Here is a 24830-nt window from a genome sequence, read left to right as displayed (position 1 = left end):
CCATGCGCATCGTCGTCGCCCTCGGCGGCAACGCCCTGCTGCACCGCGGCGAACGCCCCGACGCGGCCGTCCAGCAGGCCAACATCGAGCGGGTCGCCACCGCGCTCGCCGCCCTCGTCCACGAACACGAGGTCGTCATCACCCATGGCAACGGCCCGCAGATCGGCCTGCTCGCCGTGGAGAGCACGGCGGATCCCGCCCTGACCGGCCCCTATCCGCTGCACCTGCTCGGTGCCCAGACCGAGGGCATGATCGGTTCCCTGCTGGCGTGCGCCCTGCACAACGCCCTGCCCGGGCGCCGTATCGCCGCGCTGGTCACCCACACCCTCGTCCGGGCCGACGACCCGGCCTTCGCCCGGCCCACGAAGTTCGTCGGCCAGATGTACTCCCGGAAACTCGCCGAGTCCCTCGCCCGCAGGCACCGCTGGCACATCGCCGAGGACGGCACAGGGTGGCGCCGTGTCGTCGCCTCGCCGGCGCCCGAGCGCATCGTGGAGACCGACACGATCCAGGAACTGCTGAACAGCGGCTCCCTCGTGATCTGCGCGGGCGGCGGGGGCGTCCCCGTCACCGCCGACGGCGACACCGGCGCGCTGGCCGGCGTCGAGGCGGTCGTCGACAAGGACCTCACGGCAGCCCTGCTCGCCGAGGACCTCAAGGCCGACTTCCTGCTGATCCTCACCGACGTCCCGTGCGTCTACACCGGCTACGGCACCCCCCGCCAGCAGCCCGTCCTCGACGTGACCCCCGCCGAGCTGCGGCGCGGCCATTTCGCGGACGGCTCCATGGGCCCCAAGACCGAGGCCGCCGCGCGGTTCGTCGAACACACCGCGGGGCTGGCGGCGATCGGCGCCCTCGACGCGGCGTACGAGATCGTCCACGGCAGGGCGGGCACGCTCGTCCGGCCCGACCTGGTCGGCGGCTGACAGCGGCGTCACAGGTGAGCGCTGGGGCCGAAGGTCCCGGCGGGCCGGGTCGGACAGGGCCGTCCCGTGCCCTGTCCGGCACTCGCCGCGATCACCGCCGGCGACAACCATCGGCTGTGAGAGAAGCCCTGAAGGAAAGGACCTGTGATGACCGCGACGGTGACAGCCGGCAGCCGGACCGCCGAAGCCTGGCGAGGCTTCGGCGGGACGACCTGGCGGGAGCGGATCGACGTCCGCGACTTCATCCAGGCGAACTACACGCCGTACGGAGGCGACGCGGACTTTCTCACCGGTGCCACGGATCGCACGAAGGCCGTCTGGGAGCAGGTCAGTGCGCTGTTCCCGGAGGAGCGACGCCGCGGCATCCTCGACGTCGACACCGCGACCCCCTCGACGATCACCTCCCACGAGCCCGGCTACATCGACCTGGCGCGGGAACTGATCGTCGGTCTCCAGACGGACGCCCCGCTCAAGCGCGCGATCATGCCGAACGGCGGCCTGCGGATGGTGGAGAACGGACTGAGGGCGTACGGCTACGAGCCCGACCCGTTCGTGACGAAGGTGTTCGGCACCTACCGCAAGACCCACAACGACGGCGTCTTCGACGCGTACACCCCGCAGATGCGGGCCGCCCGCAAGGCCGGGGTCATCACCGGTCTGCCGGACGCCTACGGCCGCGGCCGGATCATCGGCGACTACCGGCGTGTCGCGCTGTACGGCACCGCCCGGCTGATCGATGCCAAGCGGGCCGAGCGGGCCCTGCTGGACGCGCGGCCGTCCGGCCCGGACGTCATCCGGGACCGGGAGGAACTGGCCGAGCAGATCAAGGCGTTGGGCGAGCTGACGGAGATGGCCGCTTCGTACGGCTGCGACGTCTCCCGCCCCGCCGCCACCGCGCACGAGGCCGTGCAGTGGCTCTACCTCGGCTACCTCGCCGCCGTGAAGGAACAGAACGGCGCCGCGATGTCGCTGGGCCGCACCTCCACCTTCCTGGACGTCTACCTCCAGCGCGACCTGGAGGAGCAGATCATCGACGAGACCCGCGCCCAGGAGCTGATCGACGACTTCGTGATCAAGCTCCGGATCGTGCGGTTCCTGCGCACCCCCGAGTACGACGAGCTGTTCTCCGGCGACCCGACCTGGGTCACGGAGTCCATCGGCGGCATCGGTGCGGACGGCCGGCCACTGGTCACCCGCACCTCGTTCCGGTTCCTGCAGACGCTGTACAACCTGGGGCCGGCCCCCGAGCCCAACCTCACGGTGCTGTGGTCGCCCCGGCTGCCCGAGGGCTTCAAGCGGTTCTGCGCCCAGGTGTCCATCGACACCAGCGCCGTGCAGTACGAGTCCGACGATCTGATGCGGCCGAGCACCGGCGACGACACCGCGATCGCCTGCTGCGTCTCCGCCATGGCGGTCGGCAGGCAGATGCAGTTCTTCGGGGCGCGCGTCAACCTCGCCAAGGCGCTGCTCTACGCGGTCAACGGCGGCCGTGACGAGATGACCGGCGAGCAGATCGCGCCGCGGACTGCCCCGCTGACCGGGGAGTACCTGGACTACGAAGAACTGTCGGCGGCGTACGACCGAGTTCTGGACTGGCTGGCGGAGACCTACGTCAACACGCTCAACGTCATCCACTACATGCACGACAAGTACGCCTACGAGCGCATCGAGATGGCGCTGCACGACCACCCGGTGCACCGCTTCATGGCCTGCGGTGTCGCCGGTCTGTCGGTCGCCGTGGACAGCCTGTCCGCCGTCAAGCACGCACGGGTCAAGGTGTTCCGTGACGCGACCGGGCTGGCCGTGGACTTCGAGACCCAGGGCGAGTTCCCGGCCTACGGCAACAACGACGACCGGGCCGACTCCCTCGCCGTCGACCTCGTGGAGTCGTTCATGGCGAAGGTGCGCAGGCATCCCACCTACCGGGACGCCGAGCACACACAGTCGGTGCTGACCATCACCTCCAACGTGGTGTACGGCAAGCACACCGGCAACACCCCCGACGGCCGCCGCGCCGGCCGGCCCTTCGCCCCCGGCGCCAACCCCATGAACGGCCGCGACCGGCACGGGGTGGCCGCCTCCGCCCTGTCGGTGGCCAAGCTGCCGTACGAGGAGGCCCGCGACGGGATCTCGCTGACCACCACGATCACGCCGGAGGGACTGGGCCACTTCCCCGAGGAGCGCGCGGCCAACCTGGCCGGCATCCTCGACGCGTACATGGCCTCCGGCGGCTTCCACATGAACGTCAACGTGCTGGACCGGGCGACGCTCGAGGACGCGATGGAACACCCGGAGAAGTACCCGGAGTTGACGATCCGCGTCTCCGGATACGCGGTCAACTTCGTCCGTCTGACCCGCGAGCAGCAGCTCGACGTGATCAGCCGCACCTTCCACGGCTCGCTGTGACGGCCATGGCGGACATGACGGCTGAGACGGCGATGACGACGACCGGGCGCATTCACTCCTGGGACCTGTCCACCGGCGTGGACGGTCCCGGGACCCGGTTCGTACTGTTCCTCAAGGGCTGCCCGCTGCGGTGCCTGTACTGCGCAAACCCCGACACGTGGCACATGCGTGGCGGGTGGGAGGCGACGGTCGACGAGGTGATGGCGGAGATCGACAGGTACCGGGGCTTCATCACCACGGCCGGGGGAGGCGTGACCGTCACCGGCGGGGAGCCGCTGCTGCAGCCGGCCTTCACCGCCGAGGTGCTGCGCCGCTGCAAAGAGGCCGGACTGCACACCGCCCTGGACACGTCCGGCTTCCTGGGCTCCCGGGCGAGCGACGAACTCCTCGCCGGCACCGACCTGGTGCTGCTGGACATCAAGTCCTTCGACGTCACCACGTACCGGAAGCTCACCGGTGGCGAACTGCGCCCCACGCTCAACTTCGCGACCCGACTCGACCGGCTGGGCGTGCGGATGTGGGTCCGGTACGTCCTGGTGCCCGGCTGGACCGATGCCCCCGAATCCGTCGAGGCTCTCGCCCGCTTCGTGGCCGGTCTCGGGAGCGTCGACCGCGTGGACGTACTGCCGTTCCACAAACTGGGGGCCGCGAAGTACGACGCCCTCGGCCTGCCCTTCCCGCTGCGGGACACCCCGACTCCGGGGCCCGAACTGGTGCAGCGGGTGCGTGAGCAGTTCCGTGAGCAGGGCCTGGCCGCCTTCTGAACCCGAGCACCGGCTGCTGAACAGCCCCCGACCACCGCCTGCTGAACCAGACCGGGGCACCGCCGCACATCTGCGGCGGTGCCCCGGTCCATTGCCTGCCGCCAGGCCTACACGGCAGCCGAGTCCGTCCGGCCGTAGAAGGCCTCACGCATCAGCTCCTGCATGTCGTCGAGCATCGGCATCCGCGGGTTGGCGGGCGCGCACTGGTCCTCGTAGGCGCCCAGGGCCTGCTGGGGCAGGGAGGCGAGGAAGGCGGACTCGTCGATGCCGAGGGTCTGGAAGGACGGCTCGATACCCACGGCGGCCCGGAGCCGCTCCACCGCGCGGGCAAGCGACTCCACGGCCTCGGCCGGGGTGGCCGAGGCCAGGCCCAGGGTGCGGGCGATGTCCTGGAAGCGTTCCGGGGCGCGGTAGTTCTCGTACTTGGGCCAGCCGGTGAGCTTCGTCGGGACGGTGCCGTTGTAGCGGATGACGTGCGGCAGCAGGACGGCGTTGGTGCGGCCGTGGGCGATGCGGAACGTGGCGCCGAGGGTGTGGGACATGGCGTGGACGATGCCGAGGAAGGCGTTGCCGAAAGCCATGCCGGCGATGGTGCCCGCGTTGTGCATCTTCTCGCGGGCGTCCGGCCGGCCGGTGCGGTCGTTCACCGCCGCCTCGAGGTGGGCGAAGATCAGGCGGATCGCGTGCAGGGCGAGGCCGTCGGTGAAGTCGTTGGCGTAGACGGAGACGTACGCCTCGATGGCGTGGGTGAGGGCGTCGAAGCCGCTGTCGGCGGCCAGTGCCGGAGGCAGTTCGGTGGTGAGCAGCGGGTCGACGATGGCCACGCTCGGAGTGAGCGCGTAGTCGGCGAGCGGGTACTTCTTGCCCGTGGCGGGGTCGGAGATGACCGCGAACGGCGTGACCTCGGCGCCGGTTCCGGACGTGGTGGGGATGCACACCAGGCGCGCGAGCTTGCCGAGGACGGGGAAGCGGAAGGCGCGCTTGCGGATGTCGGAGAACTTCTGCCGCATGTCGGCGAAGTCGATGTCCTTGCCCTCGGCCTGCTGTTCGTACAGCAGCCACATCACCTTGGCCGCGTCCATGGGGGAGCCGCCGCCGAGCGCGATGATGGTGTCCGGGCGGAAGTCGCCCATGAGACGCGCTCCGCGGCGGACGGAGTCGATGCTCGGTTCGGGCTCGACGTTGTCGATGATCTGGAGCGTGACCGGCTCGTGGCGGCGCTGCAGGACGCGTGAGACACGGTCGACGAAGCCGAGACGGGTCATCGTCGCGTCGGTGACGATCGTGACGCGGTGCACGTCCGGCATCGCCGTGAGGTAGCGGATGGCCTGCGGCTCGAAGTAGATCTTCGGCGGGACCTTGAACCACTGCAGGTTGTTGCGGCGCGTGCCGACCCGCTTGACGTTCAGGAGCTGGGCGGCGGAGACGTTGTTGGACACCGACGTGCTGCCCCAGGAGCCGCAGCCGAGTGTCAGCGACGGCAGCAGGCTGTTGTAGATGCCGCCGATCGCGCCCTGGGAGGAGGGTGCGTTGACGATGATCCGCACGGTCTTCATCCGGCGGCCGTACGCCTCGGCCAGCTCCCGGTCCTCGGTGTGGATGACCGCGCTGTGGCCCTGGCCGTGGAAAGCGACCATGTCGGCGGCGAGGTCGAAACCCTGCTGCGCGGAACCGGCGCGCAGCACGGCCAGCACCGGGCAGAGCTTCTCGCGGGTCAGCGGCTCGTCCGGGCCGACCCGTTCGGCCTCGACCAGGATGAGCGAGGTGTCGGCGGGCACGGTGAATCCGGCCTGCTCGGCGATCCATGCCGGGCTCTGCCCGACGGCCGCGGAATTGACCTTGGGCTCGCAGCCGCCGCCCTCGACCTTGCCGGTGGGGAAGAGGAAGGTCTCCAGCTTCGCCTTCTCCTCGGCGGTCGCCAGGTGGGCGTGCAGCGTGCGGAACTCGGCCAGTGCGGCGTCGTAGATCTCGTCGTCCAGGACGACGGCCTGCTCGGACGCGCAGATCATGCCGTTGTCGAACGACTTGGACAGCACCAGGTCGTTGACGGCCCGGCGCAGCTTCGCGCTCTTGTGCACATACGCCGGTACGTTGCCCGCGCCCACGCCCAGGGCGGGCTTGCCGGCCGAGTAGGCGGCCTTGACCATGGCGTTGCCGCCGGTGGCGAGGATCAGTGAGACGCCCGGGTGGCGCATGAGCGTGCCGGTGGCCTCCACCGACGGGGTCTCGATCCACTGGATGCAGTGCTCCGGCGCACCGGCTGCGACCGCGGCGTCCCGTACGATCCGGGCCGCCTGAGCGCTGCACCGTTGCGCGGAAGGGTGGAAGGCGAAGACCACCGGGTTTCGGGTCTTCAGCGCCATCAGCGCCTTGAAGACGGTCGTGGAGGTCGGGTTGGTGACCGGCGTGACGGCGCACACCACGCCGACGGGTTCCGCGATCTCGACCATGTCCTCGATGTCGTCGCGGGCGATGACGCCGACGGTCTTCAGGTGCCCCATGCTGTGCGTGACGTGCTCGCACGCGAACATGTTCTTGGCCGCCTTGTCCTCGAACACGCCGCGTCCGGTCTCCTCCACCGCGAGGCGCGCGAGTGTGGTGTGCTGGTCGAGCGCCGCGACCGAGGCCTTCTTCACGATGTGGTCGACCTGCTCCTGGTCGAGGGCCTCGTAGTCCGCGAGCGCCTTGAGCCCGTTCGTCACCAGCCTGTCCACGGCGATGGTGATCTCCGTGGGGGCCGGGATGGGGTCGGTGGTCGAGGTTCGGGCGTCGCGCGTCATGGAAGCGTGCCTCCGTCGTAGAGCCGAAGCCGGCGTGGAGAGCCGAAGCCCCCAGTCGGCGGTGCGGGTGGGAGCGGCACCGCGGGGGATCGGCACCGCTCCCACCAGCAGCGTCTCTCGCCGACGGTTCCTGCGAGCAGGCCCCGTTGGTCCCCGTGAGGGACTGACGGGCCCGCACGCCGTTGGGTCGTACGGCCCGCACGCCGCAGTGGCTAGGTGTGTGTGATTCCGGCGGCGGGTGGTTTGTCCGACGTGCGGGTGTCATCCGTGCGGAAGGCCAGGCCGTTCACCACGCCGACCACTCCGTCCACCCGATAGGTGAGCCGGAGCACGAGCGGGATGTCGCTGCGACGCTCCAGGCGCCCTTCCAGGGCCACCACGCCGTCACGGACGGAGACGAGCACGGTGTGGGGCGTGGTGGCCGCGCCCGTGACGCGGCTCAGTACGTCCTCGATGACCTCCTGGCGGATCTCGTCGTCCGTGCGCAGGAAGACGCGCAGCAGGTCGCGCCGCGTGGCGATGCCGATCAGCCGGTCCTCCTCGTCCACGACCGGGAGCCGCTCGACACCGTGGCGCTCCATCATGCGCGCGGCGTCCGCGACCGGCTGCTCAGGGTGAACCGTGATCGCGGGCGTCGACATCAGGTCTCCAGCCGTGACGGCTGGGGCAAGGGCAGCCCTGGTGCGGACGGAGCGGCGCAGCGCGGGTATCCGGAACCGGCCTGCCCGGCCGTGGGCGTGCCGGGCCGCCTGGCAGCGGACCAGGTCGGTCCCGGAGACCACGCCCACGACCTTGTCGTCGTGGTCCACCACCGGCAGCCCGCTGATCCGGTGCCGGTCCAGCAGCCGTGCGACATCCTTGAACGGTGTCTCCCGGCGGGCTTCGACGACCTCACGCGTCATCACCTCTCCGACGATGCGGGGCATCGCACTCACTCCCTTCCCACCCGCGGCGCGGCTGCGCGCCCAGCGGGCCACCGGACCAGGGGCTCTTGGCGGTCGCAGCGGTTGTCGCCGGTCCCGGGGGGAACCCGGACATCGGCCTCCGTTCCTTTTCAGGCTCCCTGAAGGGCGGGCGCCGCCGCAGGGGCCGAGCGTCCCGTGGGCGAGGACAGCAGGGCCCAACGGCCCTGGTCCGACAGCCCCGGATCGCGGATGATCGTGCTGGACGCGTACAGATTCATACGACGCAGAACAAGGAGCATGTGATGGCGGACGGCGAGCTGCCCGGCCCCGACACCCCGATCCGGGTGTTCCTGCTGGACGACCACGAGGTGGTGCGGCGGGGGGTGCACGACCTGCTGGACGACGAGCCGGACATCACCGTGGTCGGTGAGGCGGGCACGGCTGAGCAGGCTCTGGTCCGGGTGCCCGCGCTGCGCCCGCAGGTGGCGGTGCTCGATGTGCGTCTGCCGGACGGTGACGGTGTGAGCGTGTGCCGGGAGTTGCGTTCGCGGATGCCGGAGCTGGCGTGTCTGATGCTGACCTCGTTCGATGACGAGGAGGCGCTGCTGGACTCGATCATGGCCGGTGCGTCGGGGTACGTGCTGAAGCAGATCCAGGGCTCGGATCTGGTGTCGGCGGTGCGAACGGTTGCGCGAGGGCAGTCCCTGCTCGATCCGAGTGCGACCACCAAGCTGATGGCCCGGCTGCGGCACGGTCAGGAGAAGGAGGAGGAGCCGGACGCGCTGCCGGGTCTGACCGACCGTGAGCGGGAGATTCTCGCGCTGATCGGTGAGGGACTGACCAACCGGCAGATCGGTCAGCGGCTCTTTCTGGCCGAGAAGACGGTGAAGAACCACATTTCCCGGCTGCTGGCGAAGCTGGGTGTGGAGCGGCGTATCCAGGCCGCGGTCATCGCCACCCAGGCCCAGGACCGGATGAAGCAGCAGGGCCACTGAGCCCGCCTTCTGGGGCCCCCGCTGACCGGGACTGGTCCGGCCGCACGGCCGATCCGCTACCGTCCCCTGCCCTGGACCATTAGCGTGGCACTTGCCCGCAACGGTCGGCTTCGGGTGAGTCGAGGGGACGTGGAGGAGCACCGGTGGAGAGCCAGGAGCAGGCCGGTCAGGCCCGCGTGAGGCTGCCGCAGCTGAAGCTGGACGAGCTGCTGGAAGAGCTGCAGGCCCGTCTCGACGCGGCCCGTGGCACCCGCGACCGGGTGCACAGCCTTCTGGAAGCGGTGCTCTCGGTCGGCCGGGAGCTGGACCTCGAACAGGCGCTGCACAGCATCGTGGAAGCCGCGGCGGTCCTGGTCGACGCGCAGTACGCCGCGCTCGGCGTCATCGGCTCCGACGGCAAGCGGCTGTCCGCCTTCCACACCGTCGGGGTCGACGAGGAGCAGATCGCCAGGATCGGTCACTACCCGGAGGGCCACGGCATCCTCGGCGAGCTGATCCGGCACCCCGAGCCCCTGCGGCTGTCGAAGATCTCCCAGCACCCCGCCTCGTACGGATTCCCGGCGGACCACCCGCCGATGAACACGTTCCTCGGTGTCCCGATCCGGGTCCGTGACCAGGTCTTCGGCAACCTGTACCTCACCGAGAAGCGGGGCGGGGTGCAGTTCGACGAGGAGGACGAGTCGGTCCTGTCGACCCTGGCCGTCGCGGCGGGCGTCGCCATCGACAACGCCCGCCTGTACGAGGAGTCGCGGCTGCGGGAGCGCTGGCTGCAGGCCAATGCGGAACTCACCCAACGCCTGATGTCCGGCAGCGAGCGCGGCGAGGCCATCGGCCTGATCGCCGAGCGCGCCAGGGAGATCACCGGCGCGGCTCTCGCCGTGGTCGCCATGCCCTTGGAGGACGCCGAAGCGCTCGAGGTGGAGCTGGCCGTCGGACAGGGCGCCGAGGCCCATCGCGGGCTCGTTCTGCCCATGAACGAGAGCCTGATCGGCGAGGCCTTCTCCACCGCCGCCCCCCTCACCAGCCCTGACATCACCCATGACGAGCGTGTGACGTCCCCCCTGCCTCGATTCGAGGGGCTGGGGGCAGCCGTGGCCGTGCCCATCGGGAGGGGCGACGGAGTACGCGGTGTGGTGCTGCTGGTGCGTGAGGCGGGGCAGACGGTGTTCTCCGACAAGGAGATCGAGCCGCTCCAGGGCTTCGCCGCGCAGGCCGCGATCGCGATGGAGCTGGCCGAGCGCCGCGCGGACGCGGAGCAGATCGCCCTGCTGCAGGACCGTGACCGCATCGCGCGGGACCTGCACGACCTGGCGATCCAGCGGCTGTTCGCGACGGGTATGACACTGCAGAGCGCCGGCCGCTTCATCGAGCACGAGCAGGCCTCGGACCGCGTGGCGCGAGCGGTGGACGACCTGGACGAGACCATCAAGATCATCCGATCGACCATCTTCGGCCTGCGTGCCCGCGACGGAGCCTCCGGGACCGGGCTGCGGGCCCGAGTGGTCCGCGTGGCCGGCGAGGCCGCCGCCGTACTGGGGTATGCGCCGAGCGTGCGCATGGAGGGCCTGGTGGACACCGACGTACCCCGCGAGGTCGCCGACCATGTGGTGGCCGTGCTCTCCGAGGCCCTGACCAACGTCGGCCGGCACGCCCGCGCCGACCGCGCCGAGGTCGGGCTGGTGACCGACGGGAATGAGGTGCGGCTGACCGTGTCCGACAACGGCATCGGTATCCCGGCCGAGGGGCGCCGCAGCGGCCTGGCCAACATGGCCGAGCGGGCTCAGCAGCTGGGCGGCGAGCTGACGGTGACCACTCCCGAGGGCGGCGGGAGCACGCTGGTGTGGCGGGTGCCGGTGGCGGCGCAAGCGCAGTAGGCGGCGCCCCCGGAACGGGGCCGGTCGGACCTCTGTCACGGGCCTTTCGGTTCTGCCTCTTCATGGTGCGCGGTGTCACGCTGAGGGTCGGCCCACGAGGCACATCGGCGGATGGGAACGCCTCGTGCGGCCCCTCGGGAAAGGGCAGGGCAGGCCGCCTTGCCCGTTGCCGGGCCCGCGTCAGGCCGGCGGCGGTCGTGCTGGGGACGCGCTTCCGCACAGTCGGCGGGCCCGGCACACCCCGTCCAGGGGGGAGTGGGATCAGGGCCGTCCGGCCGGGCACCACGGCCACCCGGCCCATCCCGTCACACTCGACTCCGGATGACGCTGAGAGTGAGAAGGAGAACCGCCGGCGAGGGAGGCCGTCATGAAGTACCGGCGCCTGTTCCTGGTCACGGAGGAAACCGTGCTGTACGCGCTCGCCGTGGTGCTCGCGTTCCTGGCCTTCGCGCTGACCATGTCCATGGTGGGGATCATCCTGGCGCCGCTCGCGGTGCTGGGCGCCATCGGGCTGGTCGCTCTCGCGCGGCACGTCGAACACGACCGCCGCACCCTCGCCTCCGGGTCATGATGCCGTGCCCCGGCCGACAACGGACCGGGACCGGACCTCGAAGCGGGGGGAAAGTCCCACCGACCCTGCCGCAGGGGCCGAACGGCCTCTGCGGTCTCTTGTCCGGGGTGCGTGAGGCTCATGGGGCCGTACCCGCGCGAAGGCACGAGGGAGGTGCCATGGACGCTGCCGACGCCGCCTCCACATCCGCACTGCGCGCCGCACACGAGCGGTTCATGACGTCACCGCACCCGACTCCGCCGCCAGGCGTACGGCGCCTGGTGGCCGACTCGTGGCAGCGGTGCGCGGCCCGTGGCGTACGAGCCGACGGCAGCGTTCTGCCGGGATCGACCCGCAGCGTCGAGGAACTGGCCTCCTACCGGCGCGGCCACCCGCTGGCCACGGTGCTCCCGCTGTTCCGGGACCTGCTGGGGGCGGGCGCGGCCGACGACGGGCATGTCTTCGCGGTGGGCGACACCGACGGGACGCTGTTGTGGGTCGAGGGCGACAGCGGGGCGGTGCGGCGGGCCGAGCGGATGCACTTCGCCGAGGGTGCGGTGTGGTCCGAGGCACGGGCCGGGACGAACGCGCCGGGCACCGTGCTGGAAGTGGGGCACCCCGTCCAGATCGTGACCGGCGAGCACTTCAGCTCGGCCGTGCACGACTGGGCCTGCGCCGCCGCCCCCGTGCACGACCCGGGCACCGGGCGGGTGCTGGGGGTCATCGACCTCACCGGCGGAGGCAGTATCGCCTCCCCTCCGGCCCTGGCCGCCGTACGGGCCGCCGCGCTCGCGGCCGAGGCCGAGCTCGCCCGGACCGGGCCCACCAAGGCGCTGCTCGGACCCGAGGGGCGGCCGCTGTCCGCCGACGGTCGTGAGACCGTCGTACGACTGTCCGCGCTCGGGCGGGACAGCGCCCTGCTGGAGCATGCCGAAGGTGTCCAGCGGCTCAGTCCGCGGCACAGCGAGATCGTGGTGGCGCTCGCCCTGGCCGGCCGGGGAGTGACCGGTGAGCGGCTCGCCGTCGACCTGTCGGAGCGTGAGGTGCCGGCCTCGACGCTCCGGGCCGAGCTGACCCGGTTGAGGGCTGTGCTCGGGCCGGCGTTGCTCGGCTCACGGCCGTATGCGTTGCTGAGCCGCGTACGCGCCGACTTCGCCGACGTGACCGCGCTGCTCGCCGAGGGGCGGGTGCGCGAGGCGCTGGCCCGCTACCGGGGGCCGCTGCTGCCGCGGTCCGAGGCGCCGGTCGTCGTGGAACAACGGCGTGCCCTGGAGCAGCAGTTGCGCGGGGCCGTGCTCGGCAGCGGGGACCCGGGGCTGTTGCGGCACTGGGTGGACGCGGAATGGGGAGCCGACGACGTCGCTGCCTGGCGAACGCTCGCCCAGCGGCTGCCGGGCGGTTCACCCCAGCGCGCGGCGGCGGTCGCACGGGCCCACGCGCTGGACGCCGACCTGCTGTCGATCCCGCCGCAGGTCGCCCGGCATGCAGCGTTGTTGCAGCGTTCCCGCTTCTAGCGTGCCGACCATCACCACGATCGCCGCGATCGGAAAGGGGACGGTCATGAAGTACGACCCTCCGGGCAGGCCGGGCAGTCCAGTTGACGTCGCACCCCGGTACGAGAACTTCATCGGCGGCAAGTGGGAGGCACCCACCACCGGCAAGTACACACCCAATCCGTGCCCCGCCACCGCCAAGCCCATCTGCGAGGTGCCCCGGTCCGGCGCCGCGGACATCGAACTCGCCCTGGACGCCGCACACGCCGCCAAGGACAGGTGGGGCGACGCGTCCACCACCGAGCGGGCCGCGGTGCTCACCAAGGTGGCCGACGCCATCGACGCCCACCGCGAGGAACTCGCCGTCGCCGAGAGCTGGGAGAACGGCAAGCCGGTCCGCGAGACCCTGGCCGCCGACATCCCCCTCGCCGCCGACCACTTCCGCTACTTCGCGGCCGCGATCCGCGCCCAGGAGAGCGAGATCACCGAGATCGACAAGGAGACGATCGCCTACCACTTCCACGAGCCGCTGGGCGTGGTCGGGCAGATCATCCCGTTCAACTTCCCGCTGCTGATGGCCGCGTGGAAGCTCGCCCCGGCGCTCGCCGCCGGCAACGCCACGGTCATCAAGCCGGCCTCGCCGACCCCGTGGTCGATCCTGAAGCTGATGGAGGTCATCGGCGACATCGTGCCGCCGGGCGTCCTCAACGTCGTCAACGGCCCGGGTACCGAGATCGGCAAGGCGCTGGCCACCAACAAGCGCATCTCCAAGGTCGCCTTCACCGGTGAGACCACCACCGGCCGGCTCATCATGCAGTACGCGTCCCAGAACATCATCCCGGTCACCCTGGAGCTGGGCGGCAAGTCGCCGAACATCTTCTTCAACGACGTGGCCGCCGAGGACGACGACTTCCTGAACAAGGCCGTCGAGGGCCTGGTGCTCTACGCGTTCAACAAGGGCGAGGTCTGCACCTGCCCCTCCCGCGCCCTCATCCAGGAGGACATCTACGAGGAGTTCATGGGCCGCTGCCTGGAGCGGATCCGCGCCATCAAGCAGGGCGACCCGCTCGACACCGCCACCATGATCGGGCCGCAGGTCTCCCGGCAGCAGGTCGAGAAGATCGCGTCGTACGTCGAGATCGGCCTGAAGGAAGGGGCCGAGCTCCTCGTCGGCGGCCACCGGCCCACCCTCGGTGGGGAGTTCGCGGACGGCTACTTCTTCGAGCCCACCGTCCTCAAGGGCCACAACAGGATGCGGGTCTTCCAAGAGGAGATCTTCGGACCCGTCCTCGCCGTCACCACCTTCAAGGACGAGGCGGAGGCCCTCGACATCGCCAACGACACGCTGTACGGCCTCGGAGCCGGCGTCTGGAGCCGCGACACCGGCCGCACCTACCGGATGGGCCGCGCCATCAAGGCCGGCCGTGTCTGGACGAACTGCTACCACCAGTACCCGGCGGGCGCCGCGTTCGGCGGCTACAAGGTCTCCGGCATCGGCCGCGAGACGCACAAGATGATGCTCGAGCACTACAGCCAGACCAAGAACCTCCTGGTCAGCTACGGCACCGAGCCGCTCGGGCTGTTCTAGGGGGCAGCGGACATGCCCGGACACGTCCACGACGACACCGCCGGGCGCGTCACCGCGACGGAGGCGGCGCGCGAGGCCATCGCGGCCCTGCGCGCCGCCCGCGGGGGACCGGTGATGTTCGTCCAGTCCGGCGGCTGCTGCGACGGCAGCGCCCCGATGTGCTTCCCCGACGGCGAACTCGCCCTGGGGAAGGGGGATGTGCTGCTGGGCGTCGTGGCGGGCTGCACCTTCCACATCGACGCCGACCTGTACGAGGCACTCGGCCGTCCGCGCCTCGTCCTGGACGTCGCACCCGGCACACCGGGCGGTTTCTCCCTCGCAGCCGGGGACGGGCTGCATTTCGTCAGCCGGGTGAACCGCCCGGAAGTGAACCGAGTTGAGGAGTGGGTCATGAAGGCAGCAGTGGTAACCGACTTCGGCAAGCCGCTGGAGATCCAGGACGTCCCCGTCCCCGAGCCGGGCCCCGGCCAGGTGCTCGTCCGCATGGAGGCATCGGGCCTGTGCCACACCGACATCCACGCCGCGCACGGCGACTGGCCCGTCAAGCCGCGGCCGCCGTTCATCCCCGGCCACGAGGGGATCGGCCCCGTCCAGGCCGTCGGCGCGGGCGTCTCCGAGACGCTGATCGGCAAGCGGGTCGCCGTCCCGTGGCTCGGCTCCTCCTGCGGTACCTGCCGCTACTGCGTCTCCGGCTGGGAGACCCTGTGCGAGAGCCAGGTCAACTCCGGCTACTCCGTGGACGGTTGCTACGCCGAGTACACCGTGGCGAACGCGGGTGCGGTCGTCCAGGTGCCCGACGGTGTGACCTCGTTCGACGCGGCGCCCCTGACCTGCGCGGGCGTCACCACCTACAAGGCGATCAAGGTCGCCCGCGTACAGCCGGCCGAACGCGTCGCCGTCTTCGGCATCGGCGGCCTCGGGCATCTGGCCCTCCAGTACGCCCGGCTCGTCGGCGGCTTCGTCACCGCCGTCGACCTCGAACCCGACAAACTGGGCCTGGCCCACCGGCTCGGCGCCGACGAGATCGTCAACGCCCGGACACACGACCCGGTCGAGGAGATCAAGAAGGCCGGCGGCGCGGACGTGGCCGTCGTGCTCGCCGCCGCGCCCAAGGCGTTCGAGCAGGCGTACAGGTCACTCAACCGCGGCGGACGTCTCGTCATGGTCGCGCTGCCCGCCGACGACGCGGCGATCGACGTGCCGATCTTCGAGACCGTGCTCGGCGGGATCTCCGTCATCGGCTCCATCGTCGGCACCCGCCAGGACCTGACCGAGGTGTTCGCGCTGCACGCCGCCGGACGCACCCGGGTGATCGCCGAACCGCGGCGCCTGGACCAGGTCAACGACTCCTTCGAGGAGGTCCTCGGCGGACGGGCCGAGGCGCGCCTCGTCTTCGAGTTCTGACGGCCCCGGACATCCCGGGCCACAGGGAGGGCAGCAGATCATGCCAAACGTCACCGTAGGGGCCGTACGGGAGCGGGCGCCCGGCGAACGCCGGGTCGCCCTCGTCCCCGAGGCCGTCACCCTCCTGCGCCGGGCCGGACTCGAGGTGCTGATCGAGGCCGGAGCCGGATCCGGCGTCTGGTTCACCGATGCCGACTACACGGCCGTGGGGGCGGCTGTCGTGCCCCCTGAGGAGCTGTACGCGCGCGCGGACGCCGTCCTGTGCGTCGGCCCGCCGGACGAGGAGGCCGCCACCGCACTGCGCCCCGGGCAGACCCTCATCGGGCTGCTCGAACCGCTGCGGCACCCGGCCCTCGTCCAGCACCTGACCGAGCGCGGCATCCGCACGGTGAGCCTGGATCTGCTGCCCCGCACGCTGAGCCGCGCCCAGTCCATGGACGCGCTGACCTCCCAGGCCAACGTCGCCGGCTACAAGGCGGCTCTCCTCGCGGCCGACTCCTACGACCGGTTCTTCCCGATGCTGACCACCGCGGCGGGCACCATGCGCCCGGCGCAGGTCCTCGTCCTGGGCGCCGGAGTGGCCGGGCTCCAGGCGATCGCCACCGCCCGCCGCCTGGGCGCCGTCGTCACGGCGTACGACGTACGCCCCGAGTCGAGAGGGGAGGTGGAGTCGCTCGGCGCCCGATTCCTCGACATCCAGCGCTCGCCAGGCACCGGATCGGGCGCCGGCCAGGGCGGCTACGCACGCGAGCTGACCGAGGAGGAGCAGCGGGCCCAGCGGGGGGCGCTGGACGCGCACGTCGCCCGCAGCGACATCGTCATCACCACGGCGCAAGTACCGGGCCGCAAGCCGCCGTTGCTGGTCACCGCGGCCGTGCTCGAGCGGATGGCGCCCGGTGCGGTCGTCGTCGACCTCGCCGCGAGCGAGCTCGGCGGCAACGTCGAGGGCACCGAACCCGACAAGACCGACGTGCTCGAAAACGGCGTCACGCTCATCGGCGCCGGACGCCTGCCGTCCGCCATGGCGACCGCCGCGTCCACGGCGTACGCCCGCAACCTCGTCGCCGTGCTGCGCCACCTCGGGCGCGACGGCGAGATCGTCCTCGACCCGGCCGACGAGATCACGGCCGCGCTCACGGGAGTGACCGAACCCGAGGGAGGGGAGTCCTCATGAACAACCTCGATCTCCTCGCCGCGATCACCGTGTTCGTGCTGAGCGTCCTGGTCGGCATCGAGGTCATCAGCAAGGTCCCGGCGACCCTGCACACCCCGCTGATGTCCGGCTCCAACTCCGTGCACGGCATCGTCGTCATCGGCGCGATGCTCATCGCGGCCGAGTCGCACACGTGGCTCGGATACGTCCTCGCCTTCGTGGCGATGGCGTTCGGGGCCATGAACGTCGTCGGCGGGTACGTCGTCACCGACCGGATGCTGGAGATGTTCAAGGCCAAGCCGACCGGTGAGAAGAAGGAGGTGTGACCGCCATGGACAACGTCGCCGACGCCGTCCACTACATCTTCCTGGCCGCGGCCGCCTGCTTCGTCCTCGGCCTGCACCTGATGAACCACCCGCGCACTGCCCGCCGCGGCAACAGCCTCTCCGCCGCCGCCATGGCCGTCGCGATCGGCGCCACCGTATGGCTGGTGGCGTACGAGGACGTGATCACCCGCACCGGCTGGCTCGTCCTCGTCAGCGGCGGACTGGTCGGCGCCGCCCTCGGCATGTGGGCCGCGCGTGCCGTGCAGATGACCGCCATGCCCCAACTGGTCAGCCTCTTCAACGCGGTCGGCGGTGGCGCGGCCGCGCTGATCGCGATCACCGACCTGCTCCAGGCCGACGATGCCGCGCTGCTGGGCGCACGGGTGTCCCTCCCGGGCGCGCTCGACATCGTCATCGGCGCGGTCACCTTCTCCGGCTCGCTGATCGCCGCGGGCAAGCTCCAGGGTGTGGTGTCCGGCGCGCCGGTGGTCTTCCCGGGCGCGCGGCTGCTCAACGTGGCGCTGCCGGTGTCCTTCGTCGCCGGCACGGTCCGGCTGGTGTCGGCGCCCGAGTCCCGTACGGCCCTGTACGGGCTGGTGGCCGTGGCGCTGCTGTTCGGCGTGACGATGGTGCTGCCCATCGGCGGCGCCGACATGCCCGTGGTCATCGCCCTGCTGAACGCCTTCACGGGTTCGGCGGTCGCGATGGCGGGCTTCGTCCTGAACGAGACGGCGCTGATCATCGCGGGCATGCTGGTCAGCGCTTCGGGCGGCATCCTGACCAAGCTGATGGCCGACGCCATGAACCGCTCCATCGCCAACATCGTGACCGGCGGCTTCGGCACCGGCGACGGCGCCCCCGCGGCGACCGCCTCCGGGGCGCCGGCCCAGGTGCGGTCGGTCTCCGCGGACGATGTGGCGATTCAGCTGGCGTACGCGCGCAAGGTCATCTTCGTCCCCGGGTACGGCCTCGCCGCCGCCCAGGCGCAGCACGAACTCGGCGACCTGGCCAAGCTGCTCACCGACCACGGCGTCGACGTCAGCTACGCCGTCCACCCGGTCGCGGGTCGCATGCCGGGGCACATGAACGTGCTGCTGGCGGAGGCCAACGTGCCGTACACCCGGCTGAAGGAGATGGACGACGTCAACCCCGAGTTCCCGCAGGCGGACGTCGCCCTCGTCATCGGCGCGAACGACGTGACCAACCCGATCGCCCGCCGCCCCGGCAACGCGATCTCGGGCATGCCGATCCTCGACGTCGACAAGGCGAAGAGCGTCGTCGTGATCAAACGCTCGATGGGCCACGGCTACGCGGGCATCGACAACGAGCTCTACACCGACCCGAAGACCGGGATGTTCTTCACGGACGCGAAGAAGGGGCTCGGTGAACTGAAGGCCGCGGTGGGGGAGTTCGTGGGCTGACCGGAGCACAGGGGAGGGGGCCGGAGGCCGACACGGTCGGCGGCGAGGTGAGCCGGAGGGCGTTCGAGCCCTCCGGCTCTCGGCGTCACCTGATCGACTGCCGCCGCCGGATTTGCCTGGTGGGCAAATACCCCAGGGGGTATTTGACGCGACTCCGCAAGGCGCCGTACTCTCGGCGCCAGGACACCCCCGGGGGTATTTGAGGAGGCAATGAAGTGGCCCGTGAAGCGAGGCTGGAGAGATTCGCCGCGGCCTGGGTCGAGGGAGGCCTGGTCGTGGACGTACGCGAACCCGACGAGTACGAGGCCGGGCATGTGCCCGGCGCGCGGCTGATCCCGTTGCGCACCGTCCCGGTCCGCTGCGACGCGTTGCCCACCGGCCGGCCGGTGTACGTGATCTGCGCCGGCGGCAATCGCAGCAAGACCGCTGCCGACTGGATGACCGCCCGCGGCGTCGACGCCTACTCGGTGGCCGGCGGCATCCTCGCCTGGGCCGCCAGCGGCCGTCCGATGGCCGCCGGGCTCCTGTCTGCTCCGGCGCGGCAATCCCCCTACGGCGCCCGCCGTGCCCACGCCGGACCACGGGAACAATTCAGACTCCGGGCGCGCTTCTCTTAATACCCCGGTAGGTATACGGCGGCGAGGTGCCGTCGGGCGGGGGAGTGCTCGAGGGAATGTCCCCCGGGAAGGGTGTGAGACCGATGACGACGGCGGGAGAAGGCCGGTCGCGCACGGCCGGCGACGCGGCTCTGGTGACGACGTGCGGCCGGCGGATCGTGGTGAAGTGCCTGAGGCTCGCTCCGGCGGACCGGCCGATCGGCCGGGTCACGCTGGACGTGGGCCCGGACCGGGGTGGTGAGCCGGGCGTCTGGGCGGCGCTGACCGCCGACGAGGCCCGTGACCTCGCTCAGCACCTCCTTGCCCACGCCGCACTGGCCGAACGCGGCCCGGTCGGGCCGAGCGCCGGTTGAATCGAATCGGGCGTACGATACCCGTAGGGGTATTGATCCGGGGAGTGATCGTGGAACTCGAACTCGAAGGCGCGGACCTCAAGGCCGTACTGAACCGGCTGCGCCGGGCGCAGGGGCAGATCTCCGGCGTCATCCGGATGATCGAGGAGGGCCGGGACTGCGAGGAGGTCGTGACGCAGCTGGCCGCCGCCTCGCGGGCGTTGGACCGGGCCGGCTTCGCGATCATCGCCACCGGGCTGCAGCAGTGCGTGATCGATATCGATTCCGGCCGGAAGAACGGCGCGGACACCGACCAGATGCGTGCCCGCCTGGAGAAGCTGTTCCTGTCACTGGCGTAAACAGAAGGACCCCACCATGCGCTACGACCGCACCGTGCACCTCGACACCGACTTCGCCACCGCCGTCGGCCGCGTCCGGGACGCCCTCGCCGCGCAGGGGTTCGGGATCCTTACCGAGATCGACGTCACCGCCACGCTCAAGGCCAAGCTCGACCAGGACATGGAGGACTACGTGATCCTGGGCGCGTGCAACCCGCCGTTGGCCCACCGCGCCCTGGAAACGGACCGCTCCGTCGGCCTGCTGCTGCCCTGCAACGTGGTCGTCCGCGCCGACGGCGACCGCACGGCCGTACAGGCGCTGGACCCGAACACGATGGTGGCCCTCACCGAACTCGACGCCCTGCGCCCGGTCGCCGAGGAGGCCACACGCCGGCTCGACGCGGCCCTCGCCGCACTCACGACGCAGGCCTGAGGCCCCCCTACTCCTCAGGCACCATCTCCATCGCCCCGCACGGACACTCGGCCACACACAGCCCGCACCCCTTGCAGTAGTCGAGGTCGATCGCGAAGCCCTGGCCCGGCCCCAGCTTGGTGATCGCGTTGTCCGGGCAGACGCCGTAGCAGTTGTCGCACTCGAAGCAGTTCCCGCACGACATGCAGCGCCGCGCCTCGAACAGGGCGGTGGACTCGTCGAGACCCTGCATCACCTCGTCGAACGTCGAGACGCGGCGGGCCAGTTCGAGCCGGGGCCGCACCGACGCAGGAGCGTCCGAGTAGTACCAGGTGTTGAGCCGGTCGTAGCCGGCCGGAGCGTGCTTGGCGCCGGGCGCGCGGGGGGTCCCGCGCAGATACGCGTCGATGTGCCGCGCGGCCTTTCTGCCGTGGCCCACGGCCACGGTCACCGTGCGCTCGTCCGGCACCATGTCGCCCCCGGCGAAGATGCCTTCCTGCCCGGTGATCAGCCCTTCGGCGACCCGCACCGTACCGTGGTCCACCGTCAGGCCGGGCATGCCCTTCAGCAGCGACAGGTCGGAGTCCTGCCCCAGCGCCAGTACCACCGTGTCGGCGTCCAGTTCCTCGAACTCGCCCGTGGGCTGCGGGAATCCGCTCTCGTCGAGCCGCATCCGCTCGACGGTGAGGCGGCCGCCGCCGACGTGTTTGATGGTGGACAGCCACTTCAGCCGCACACCCTCCTCCAGCGCCTCCTCGACCTCCTCGTCGTGCGCGGGCATCCGGTCCCGGGTGCGCCGGTAGACCACCACGGCGTCGGTCGCGCCCAGCCTGCGCGCGGTGCGGGCCGCGTCCATGGCCGTGTTGCCGCCGCCGTAGACCGCGACCGTGCGTCCCAGCAGGGGAGGATCCTCGCCCTCCATGCTGCCCAGCAGCGCCACCGCGTCGAGGATGTGCGCGCTGTCGCCCGCCGGGATGTACGTGCGCCTGCCGATGCCCGCGCCCACCGCCAGGAACACGGCGTCGAAGCCGCCGTCGCGCCGGGCGGCGAGCACGTCGTCGACGCGGGTGCCGCATTCCAGCGTGACGCCCAGCGCCAGGATGCGGTCGATCTCCGCGTCCAGCACCTCCCGGGGCAGCCGGTAGCGCGGGATGCCGTAACGCATCATGCCGCCCGGACGCTCCTGCGCCTCACGGATCGTCACCTCGTGCCCGAGAAGCCGGAGATGGTACGCGGCGGACAGCCCGGCCGGACCGGAGCCGACGACCAGGACCTGCTTACCGGACGAGGCCGCGGGCGCCTCCACCCGCCAACCCCGCTTGATCGCCTCGTCGCCCAGGAAGCGCTCTACGGCGTTGATTCCCACGGCGTTGTCGACCTGTACGCGATTGCAGGCGGTCTCACACGGGTGGTAGCAGACCCGGCCCATGACGGCCGGCAGCGGGTTGTCCCGCATCAACTGCCGCCAGGCGGACTCGTAGTCGCCGCTCTCCGCGTGGAACAGCCACTGCTGGATGTTCTCGCCGGCCGGGCAGGCCTGGTTGCACGGCGGCAGCCGGTGGACGTACTCGGGGCGCTCGGTGCGCCAGGCGCCGGTGCGGTTGGCGAGGCTGGACCCCACGTCCAGGGTGATCGCGAACGGCTTCTCCTTCACGGCGCTGCCTCCTGTGCCTGCTCGTGTGCCCGCTCCTGAGGCAGGAGCCCGAAGCGGGCGATGTTGCGGTCGGCGAGCCGCTGGAGACGGGCGATGACGTCCGTGCGCGGCTCCGGCCGGAAGAGGTGCGCATACCGCTTCTGCGGTCGCAGATACTCCTCCACCGGCACCCGCCGCCGGATCGGCGTCACGTCGGTGACCTCGCCGTGCTCGGCCTCGAACACCGGGAACAGCCCGCTCTGCTCGGCCAGCCGCGCGATGCGTACGGTGTCACAGGACGCCGTGCCCCAGCCCAGCGGGCAGGGCACCAGCACATGCAGATAGCGGGCGCCGCGCATCCCCATCGCCCGGTGCACCTTGGCCTCCAGGTCACGCAGCCCCGCGACGGTGGCCGTGGCGACGTACGGGATCTCGTGGGCCATCGCGATCAGCGGCAGGCTCTTGCCCTGCCCGAAAGGCGCGCCCGGCTCCTCGCCGACCGCCTGGGTGGTGGCCGTGCGCGCGGCCGGGGGAGTGGCCCCGGAGCGCTGGACGCCGGTGTTCATGTACGCCTCGTTGTCGTAACAGACGTACAGGACATCGTCGTTGCGCTCGAACATGCCGGAAAGACAGCCGAAGCCGATGTCCACCGAGCCGCCGTCCCCGCCCTGCCCGACCACCCGGACGTCCATGCGCCCCTTGGCGCGCAGCGCGGCGGCGACCCCCGCGGCGACGGCGGGTGCGTTGCCGAACAGGGAGTGCAGCCACGGCAGTTGCCAGGAGGTCTCCGGGTACGGCGTGGAGAACACCTCCAGACAGCCCGTCGCGTTGACCGCGATCACCTTGCCGCCGGCCGCCCGCTGTGCCGCGTCGAGGACGTAGCGGGCGCCGAGCGCCTCGCCGCAGCCCTGGCAGGCGCGATGGCCGGAGGTGAGCGCGTTGGCCCGCTCCGGGTCGGCCTGGTCGGACCGCAGTTCCGGGCTCAGCAGCCGGTTTCCGGCGGCGAAGCTGCCGACCTGGTAGAACTTCACCTGCCGCGCGGCACTCATCGGTTGCTCCCCACATCACGCAGGATGTTCTCCGCCGACGGCCCGGACCTGCGGGTGCGCGCCATGCGGTCCAACTCCCGCTCCACCAGGCCGGTGTCGAGATCCAGGAACGTGAGATGCCCGAGCCGCCCGACGACCGCGTCGGCGAACAGCCGGTGCAGCGAGGTCTTGGTGATCGGGCGCCCACCGAGCCCGGCGATCACCGTGTGACCGTCCAGCCGGATCCCGGACAGCGCGGTGCGCACGTTCTGCGAGACGATCCCGCCGACGCCGACAGCGAGTGCGCGTTCGAGAACGACGACCCGGCGGGCCCCGCCGAGCACGGTCCGTACCGCCTCCAACGGGAACGGCCGGAAGGAGGTGATCCCCAGCGCCCCGATCCGCACCCCGGCCGCGCGCATCTCGTCGACGACGTCGCACACCGTGCCCAGGACCGAGCCGAGGGCCACGACGATCGTGTCGGCGTACTCGCACGCGTACGGATGGATCAGGCCGCCCGAGTCCCGCCCGAACGCCTGCCGGAACTGCCGTGCGATGTCCGGGATCGCCTCCAGCGCCTGCATCTGCTTGGCGTGGGCGAGGTAGCGCACCTCGGTGAACGCCTCCGGCCCGACCATCGCGCCGATCGACACCGGCTCGTCCGGGTCCAGGACCTGGCGTGGCTCGTACGGCGGCAGGAACGCGTCGACCTGCGCCTGCTCCGGCACCTCGATCGGCTCCCAGGCGTGCGTCAGCACGAAGCCGTCCATGCACACCATCACCGGCAGCGACAGCTCCTCGGCCAGCCGGAACGCCTGCGGGTGCAGGTCGGCCGCCTCCTGGTTGTCGCGCGCGTACAGCTGGATCCAGCCCGAGTCGCGCTGGGACATGGCGTCGCTGTGGTCGTTCCAGATGTTGATCGGGGCGCCGATCGCGCGGTTGGCCACCGTCATCACGATGGGCAGGCCGAGCCCGGAGGCGTTGTACAGGGCCTCCACCATGTAGAGCAGGCCTTGGCTCGCGGTGGCCGTGTAGGCACGGGCGCCCGCCGCGGAGGCCCCGATGCACAGCGACATCGCGGCGAACTCCGACTCGACGTTGACGTATTCACACGGTGTGAGCGATCCCGACTTCACCCGCCGGCTGAGCTCCTCCACGATGTGCGTCTGCGGGGAGATCGGGTAGGCGGCGATCACTTCGGGGCGGCAGTACGCGACCGTCTCGGCGACCGCCCGCGAGCCCTCAGTCTGCTTGAGCATGGGCGGACTCCTCCCGCTGGACACGGATATGGTCGTACGCCTCCTCGGCCGCGGCCGCGTTGGCCGTGCCCAGACCGCCCGGGAAACGGTCCCGCACGGCGGTGGTGAGCGCGTCGATCGTGACGCAGCCGGTGAGAGCGGCGAGGCCGCCGAGCAGAACGAGGTTGGGGACCGGGCGGCCGAGGTGGCGTACGGCGAGGGCGGTGGCGGGTACCGTGAGGATGCGCCCGGTGAGCGTCGCGAGGCCCAACTCGTCCGGGCTGTTCGGCGAGTTGATCAGTACGGAGCCGCCAGGCACGAGGCCCTCGAAGACGTTCACCTGGTGCAGCAGCGTCGCGTCCTGGATCACCAGCGCGTCGGGCCGGGTGACCGGTTCACGGACGCGGATCGGGCGGTCGTCGATCCGGCAGAACGCGACGACCGGCGCTCCCGTACGCTCCGAACCGAAGCTCGGGAACGCCTGCGCGTACCGGCCCTCCAGAAAGGCCGCCACCGACAGCAACTCGGCGGCCGTAACGGCGCCCTGGCCTCCGCGGCCGTGGACACGAACCTGGAACACGGCGCCCCCCTTGGGTGCGTGCCCTGCGGGCATCGGTGGATACGGGTCCCTCCCGGCCCGGGCCCTG

General features: G+C 71.2%; 22 protein-coding genes and 1 pseudogene. 17 read left to right on the top strand and 6 right to left on the bottom strand.

From position 1 onward, the window contains the following. The first annotated feature begins 2 nt into the window (after positions 1-2). From ACIBU0_RS32875 to pflA, 3 genes are all read left to right on the top strand, one after another. Positions 3-926, top strand: coding sequence for a carbamate kinase (locus ACIBU0_RS32875; RefSeq protein WP_398825773.1), 924 nt, complete (start codon positions 3-5; stop codon positions 924-926). Between the two features lie 147 nt (positions 927-1073). Then, positions 1074-3332 carry a formate C-acetyltransferase gene (gene pflB, locus ACIBU0_RS32870; protein ID WP_398825770.1) on the top strand — a complete coding sequence of 753 codons (2259 nt, stop codon included), beginning with the start codon at positions 1074-1076 and terminating at the stop codon, positions 3330-3332. Positions 3333-3337: 5 nt separating this feature from the next. Beyond that, the gene (gene pflA / locus ACIBU0_RS32865; protein ID WP_398825766.1) at positions 3338-4096 is read left to right on the top strand and encodes a pyruvate formate-lyase-activating protein; all 759 of its coding nucleotides are present in this window, start codon (positions 3338-3340) and stop codon (positions 4094-4096) included. Positions 4097-4203: 107 nt separating this feature from the next. On the opposite strand, the gene adhE is transcribed toward pflA, so the two are convergent. Beyond that, entirely contained in the window at positions 4204-6876 is a 2673-nt protein-coding gene (gene adhE / locus ACIBU0_RS32860; protein WP_398825764.1) for a bifunctional acetaldehyde-CoA/alcohol dehydrogenase, read from the bottom strand. 212 nt (positions 6877-7088) lie between these two features. Next, a complete protein-coding gene (locus tag ACIBU0_RS32855; protein WP_398825762.1) occupies positions 7089-7802 on the bottom strand; it encodes a CBS domain-containing protein in 714 nt (237 codons plus the stop codon). A 281-nt stretch (positions 7803-8083) separates the two neighbouring features. On the opposite strand from ACIBU0_RS32855, the gene ACIBU0_RS32850 reads away from it, so the two are divergent. The 14 genes and pseudogenes from ACIBU0_RS32850 to ACIBU0_RS32785 all read left to right on the top strand — a co-directional run bounded on the left by ACIBU0_RS32850 (position 8084) and on the right by ACIBU0_RS32785 (position 20305). Continuing rightward, entirely contained in the window at positions 8084-8776 is a 693-nt protein-coding gene (locus ACIBU0_RS32850) for a response regulator (RefSeq protein WP_398825759.1), read from the top strand. Positions 8777-8919: 143 nt separating this feature from the next. Next, a complete protein-coding gene (locus ACIBU0_RS32845) occupies positions 8920-10650 on the top strand; it encodes a GAF domain-containing protein (protein ID WP_398825756.1) in 1731 nt (576 codons plus the stop codon). Positions 10651-11017: 367 nt separating this feature from the next. Next, the gene (locus tag ACIBU0_RS32840; protein ID WP_398825753.1) at positions 11018-11221 is read left to right on the top strand and encodes a hypothetical protein; all 204 of its coding nucleotides are present in this window, start codon (positions 11018-11020) and stop codon (positions 11219-11221) included. Between the two features lie 158 nt (positions 11222-11379). After that, complete coding sequence (locus tag ACIBU0_RS32835) at positions 11380-12714, top strand: GAF domain-containing protein (protein WP_398825750.1); 1335 nt, start codon at positions 11380-11382, stop codon at positions 12712-12714. Positions 12715-12760: 46 nt separating this feature from the next. After that, positions 12761-14281, top strand: coding sequence for an aldehyde dehydrogenase family protein (locus ACIBU0_RS32830; RefSeq protein ID WP_398825952.1), 1521 nt, complete (start codon positions 12761-12763; stop codon positions 14279-14281). A 12-nt stretch (positions 14282-14293) separates the two neighbouring features. Then, positions 14294-14623 (top strand): annotated as a pseudogene (locus ACIBU0_RS32825) (DUF779 domain-containing protein); the annotation flags it as partial. Positions 14624-14671: 48 nt separating this feature from the next. Further along, positions 14672-15685 (top strand): zinc-dependent alcohol dehydrogenase, encoded by a 1014-nt coding sequence (locus tag ACIBU0_RS32820; protein ID WP_398825949.1) that lies wholly within the window; start codon positions 14672-14674, stop codon positions 15683-15685. 40 nt (positions 15686-15725) lie between these two features. After that, positions 15726-16859 carry an NAD(P) transhydrogenase subunit alpha gene (locus tag ACIBU0_RS32815; protein ID WP_398825747.1) on the top strand — a complete coding sequence of 378 codons (1134 nt, stop codon included), beginning with the start codon at positions 15726-15728 and terminating at the stop codon, positions 16857-16859. Beyond that, positions 16856-17164 carry an NAD(P) transhydrogenase subunit alpha gene (locus ACIBU0_RS32810; protein ID WP_398825744.1) on the top strand — a complete coding sequence of 103 codons (309 nt, stop codon included), beginning with the start codon at positions 16856-16858 and terminating at the stop codon, positions 17162-17164. Before ACIBU0_RS32815 ends, ACIBU0_RS32810 begins: the two co-directional genes overlap by 4 nt. A 5-nt stretch (positions 17165-17169) precedes the next feature. After that, positions 17170-18585 carry an NAD(P)(+) transhydrogenase (Re/Si-specific) subunit beta gene (locus tag ACIBU0_RS32805; RefSeq protein ID WP_398825740.1) on the top strand — a complete coding sequence of 472 codons (1416 nt, stop codon included), beginning with the start codon at positions 17170-17172 and terminating at the stop codon, positions 18583-18585. 215 nt (positions 18586-18800) lie between these two features. Beyond that, positions 18801-19202 (top strand): rhodanese-like domain-containing protein, encoded by a 402-nt coding sequence (locus ACIBU0_RS32800; protein ID WP_398825738.1) that lies wholly within the window; start codon positions 18801-18803, stop codon positions 19200-19202. An 83-nt stretch (positions 19203-19285) separates the two neighbouring features. Then, entirely contained in the window at positions 19286-19555 is a 270-nt protein-coding gene (locus tag ACIBU0_RS32795) for a hypothetical protein (protein ID WP_398825736.1), read from the top strand. Between the two features lie 50 nt (positions 19556-19605). Beyond that, on the top strand, positions 19606-19893 hold the full coding sequence (locus ACIBU0_RS32790) for a metal-sensitive transcriptional regulator (RefSeq protein WP_398825733.1): 288 nt from the start codon (positions 19606-19608) through the stop codon (positions 19891-19893). A gap of 16 nt (positions 19894-19909) precedes the next feature. Continuing rightward, the gene (locus ACIBU0_RS32785; RefSeq protein ID WP_398825731.1) at positions 19910-20305 is read left to right on the top strand and encodes a DUF302 domain-containing protein; all 396 of its coding nucleotides are present in this window, start codon (positions 19910-19912) and stop codon (positions 20303-20305) included. Positions 20306-20312: 7 nt separating this feature from the next. Here the strand turns inward: ACIBU0_RS32785 and ACIBU0_RS32780 are convergent, their stop codons facing one another. Genes ACIBU0_RS32780 through ACIBU0_RS32765 form a run of 4 tightly spaced genes read right to left on the bottom strand, consistent with a single transcriptional unit; the run spans position 20313 to position 24763 of the window. Next, positions 20313-21938 carry an NAD(P)-binding protein gene (locus tag ACIBU0_RS32780; RefSeq protein ID WP_398825728.1) on the bottom strand — a complete coding sequence of 542 codons (1626 nt, stop codon included), beginning with the start codon at positions 21936-21938 and terminating at the stop codon, positions 20313-20315. Beyond that, complete coding sequence (locus tag ACIBU0_RS32775) at positions 21935-22966, bottom strand: thiamine pyrophosphate-dependent enzyme (RefSeq protein ID WP_398825725.1); 1032 nt, start codon at positions 22964-22966, stop codon at positions 21935-21937. Before ACIBU0_RS32775 ends, ACIBU0_RS32780 begins: the two co-directional genes overlap by 4 nt. After that, positions 22963-24204 carry a pyruvate ferredoxin oxidoreductase gene (gene porA / locus ACIBU0_RS32770; RefSeq protein WP_398825723.1) on the bottom strand — a complete coding sequence of 414 codons (1242 nt, stop codon included), beginning with the start codon at positions 24202-24204 and terminating at the stop codon, positions 22963-22965. Before porA ends, ACIBU0_RS32775 begins: the two co-directional genes overlap by 4 nt. Then, positions 24188-24763 (bottom strand): 2-oxoacid:acceptor oxidoreductase family protein, encoded by a 576-nt coding sequence (locus ACIBU0_RS32765; protein ID WP_398825720.1) that lies wholly within the window; start codon positions 24761-24763, stop codon positions 24188-24190. The genes porA and ACIBU0_RS32765 overlap by 17 nt, the downstream gene beginning before the upstream one ends. Positions 24764-24830 lie beyond the last annotated feature (67 nt).

It is taken from the genome of Streptomyces sp. NPDC049627 (genome assembly GCF_044465645.1).
GTDB lineage: Bacteria > Actinomycetota > Actinomycetes > Streptomycetales > Streptomycetaceae > Streptomyces.
The sequence above is the reverse complement of the archived record's forward strand: the minus strand, read 5'-3'. Positions and strand labels throughout refer to the sequence as shown.

Coding starts and splice junctions, on each gene's coding strand:
- ACIBU0_RS32840 (WP_398825753.1), top strand. CDS start 11,018: ATGAAGTACCGGCGCCTGTTCCTGGTCACGGAGGAAACCGTGCTGTAC.
- pflA (WP_398825766.1), top strand. CDS start 3,338: ATGGCGGACATGACGGCTGAGACGGCGATGACGACGACCGGGCGCATT.
- ACIBU0_RS32850 (WP_398825759.1), top strand. CDS start 8,084: ATGGCGGACGGCGAGCTGCCCGGCCCCGACACCCCGATCCGGGTGTTC.
- ACIBU0_RS32855 (WP_398825762.1), bottom strand. CDS start 7,802: ATGCCCCGCATCGTCGGAGAGGTGATGACGCGTGAGGTCGTCGAAGCC.
- ACIBU0_RS32815 (WP_398825747.1), top strand. CDS start 15,726: ATGCCAAACGTCACCGTAGGGGCCGTACGGGAGCGGGCGCCCGGCGAA.
- ACIBU0_RS32830 (WP_398825952.1), top strand. CDS start 12,761: ATGAAGTACGACCCTCCGGGCAGGCCGGGCAGTCCAGTTGACGTCGCA.
- ACIBU0_RS32775 (WP_398825725.1), bottom strand. CDS start 22,966: ATGAGTGCCGCGCGGCAGGTGAAGTTCTACCAGGTCGGCAGCTTCGCC.
- ACIBU0_RS32785 (WP_398825731.1), top strand. CDS start 19,910: ATGCGCTACGACCGCACCGTGCACCTCGACACCGACTTCGCCACCGCC.
- porA (WP_398825723.1), bottom strand. CDS start 24,204: ATGCTCAAGCAGACTGAGGGCTCGCGGGCGGTCGCCGAGACGGTCGCG.
- ACIBU0_RS32810 (WP_398825744.1), top strand. CDS start 16,856: ATGAACAACCTCGATCTCCTCGCCGCGATCACCGTGTTCGTGCTGAGC.
- pflB (WP_398825770.1), top strand. CDS start 1,074: ATGACCGCGACGGTGACAGCCGGCAGCCGGACCGCCGAAGCCTGGCGA.
- ACIBU0_RS32805 (WP_398825740.1), top strand. CDS start 17,170: ATGGACAACGTCGCCGACGCCGTCCACTACATCTTCCTGGCCGCGGCC.
- adhE (WP_398825764.1), bottom strand. CDS start 6,876: ATGACGCGCGACGCCCGAACCTCGACCACCGACCCCATCCCGGCCCCC.
- ACIBU0_RS32835 (WP_398825750.1), top strand. CDS start 11,380: ATGGACGCTGCCGACGCCGCCTCCACATCCGCACTGCGCGCCGCACAC.
- ACIBU0_RS32875 (WP_398825773.1), top strand. CDS start 3: ATGCGCATCGTCGTCGCCCTCGGCGGCAACGCCCTGCTGCACCGCGGC.
- ACIBU0_RS32795 (WP_398825736.1), top strand. CDS start 19,286: ATGACGACGGCGGGAGAAGGCCGGTCGCGCACGGCCGGCGACGCGGCT.
- ACIBU0_RS32820 (WP_398825949.1), top strand. CDS start 14,672: ATGAAGGCAGCAGTGGTAACCGACTTCGGCAAGCCGCTGGAGATCCAG.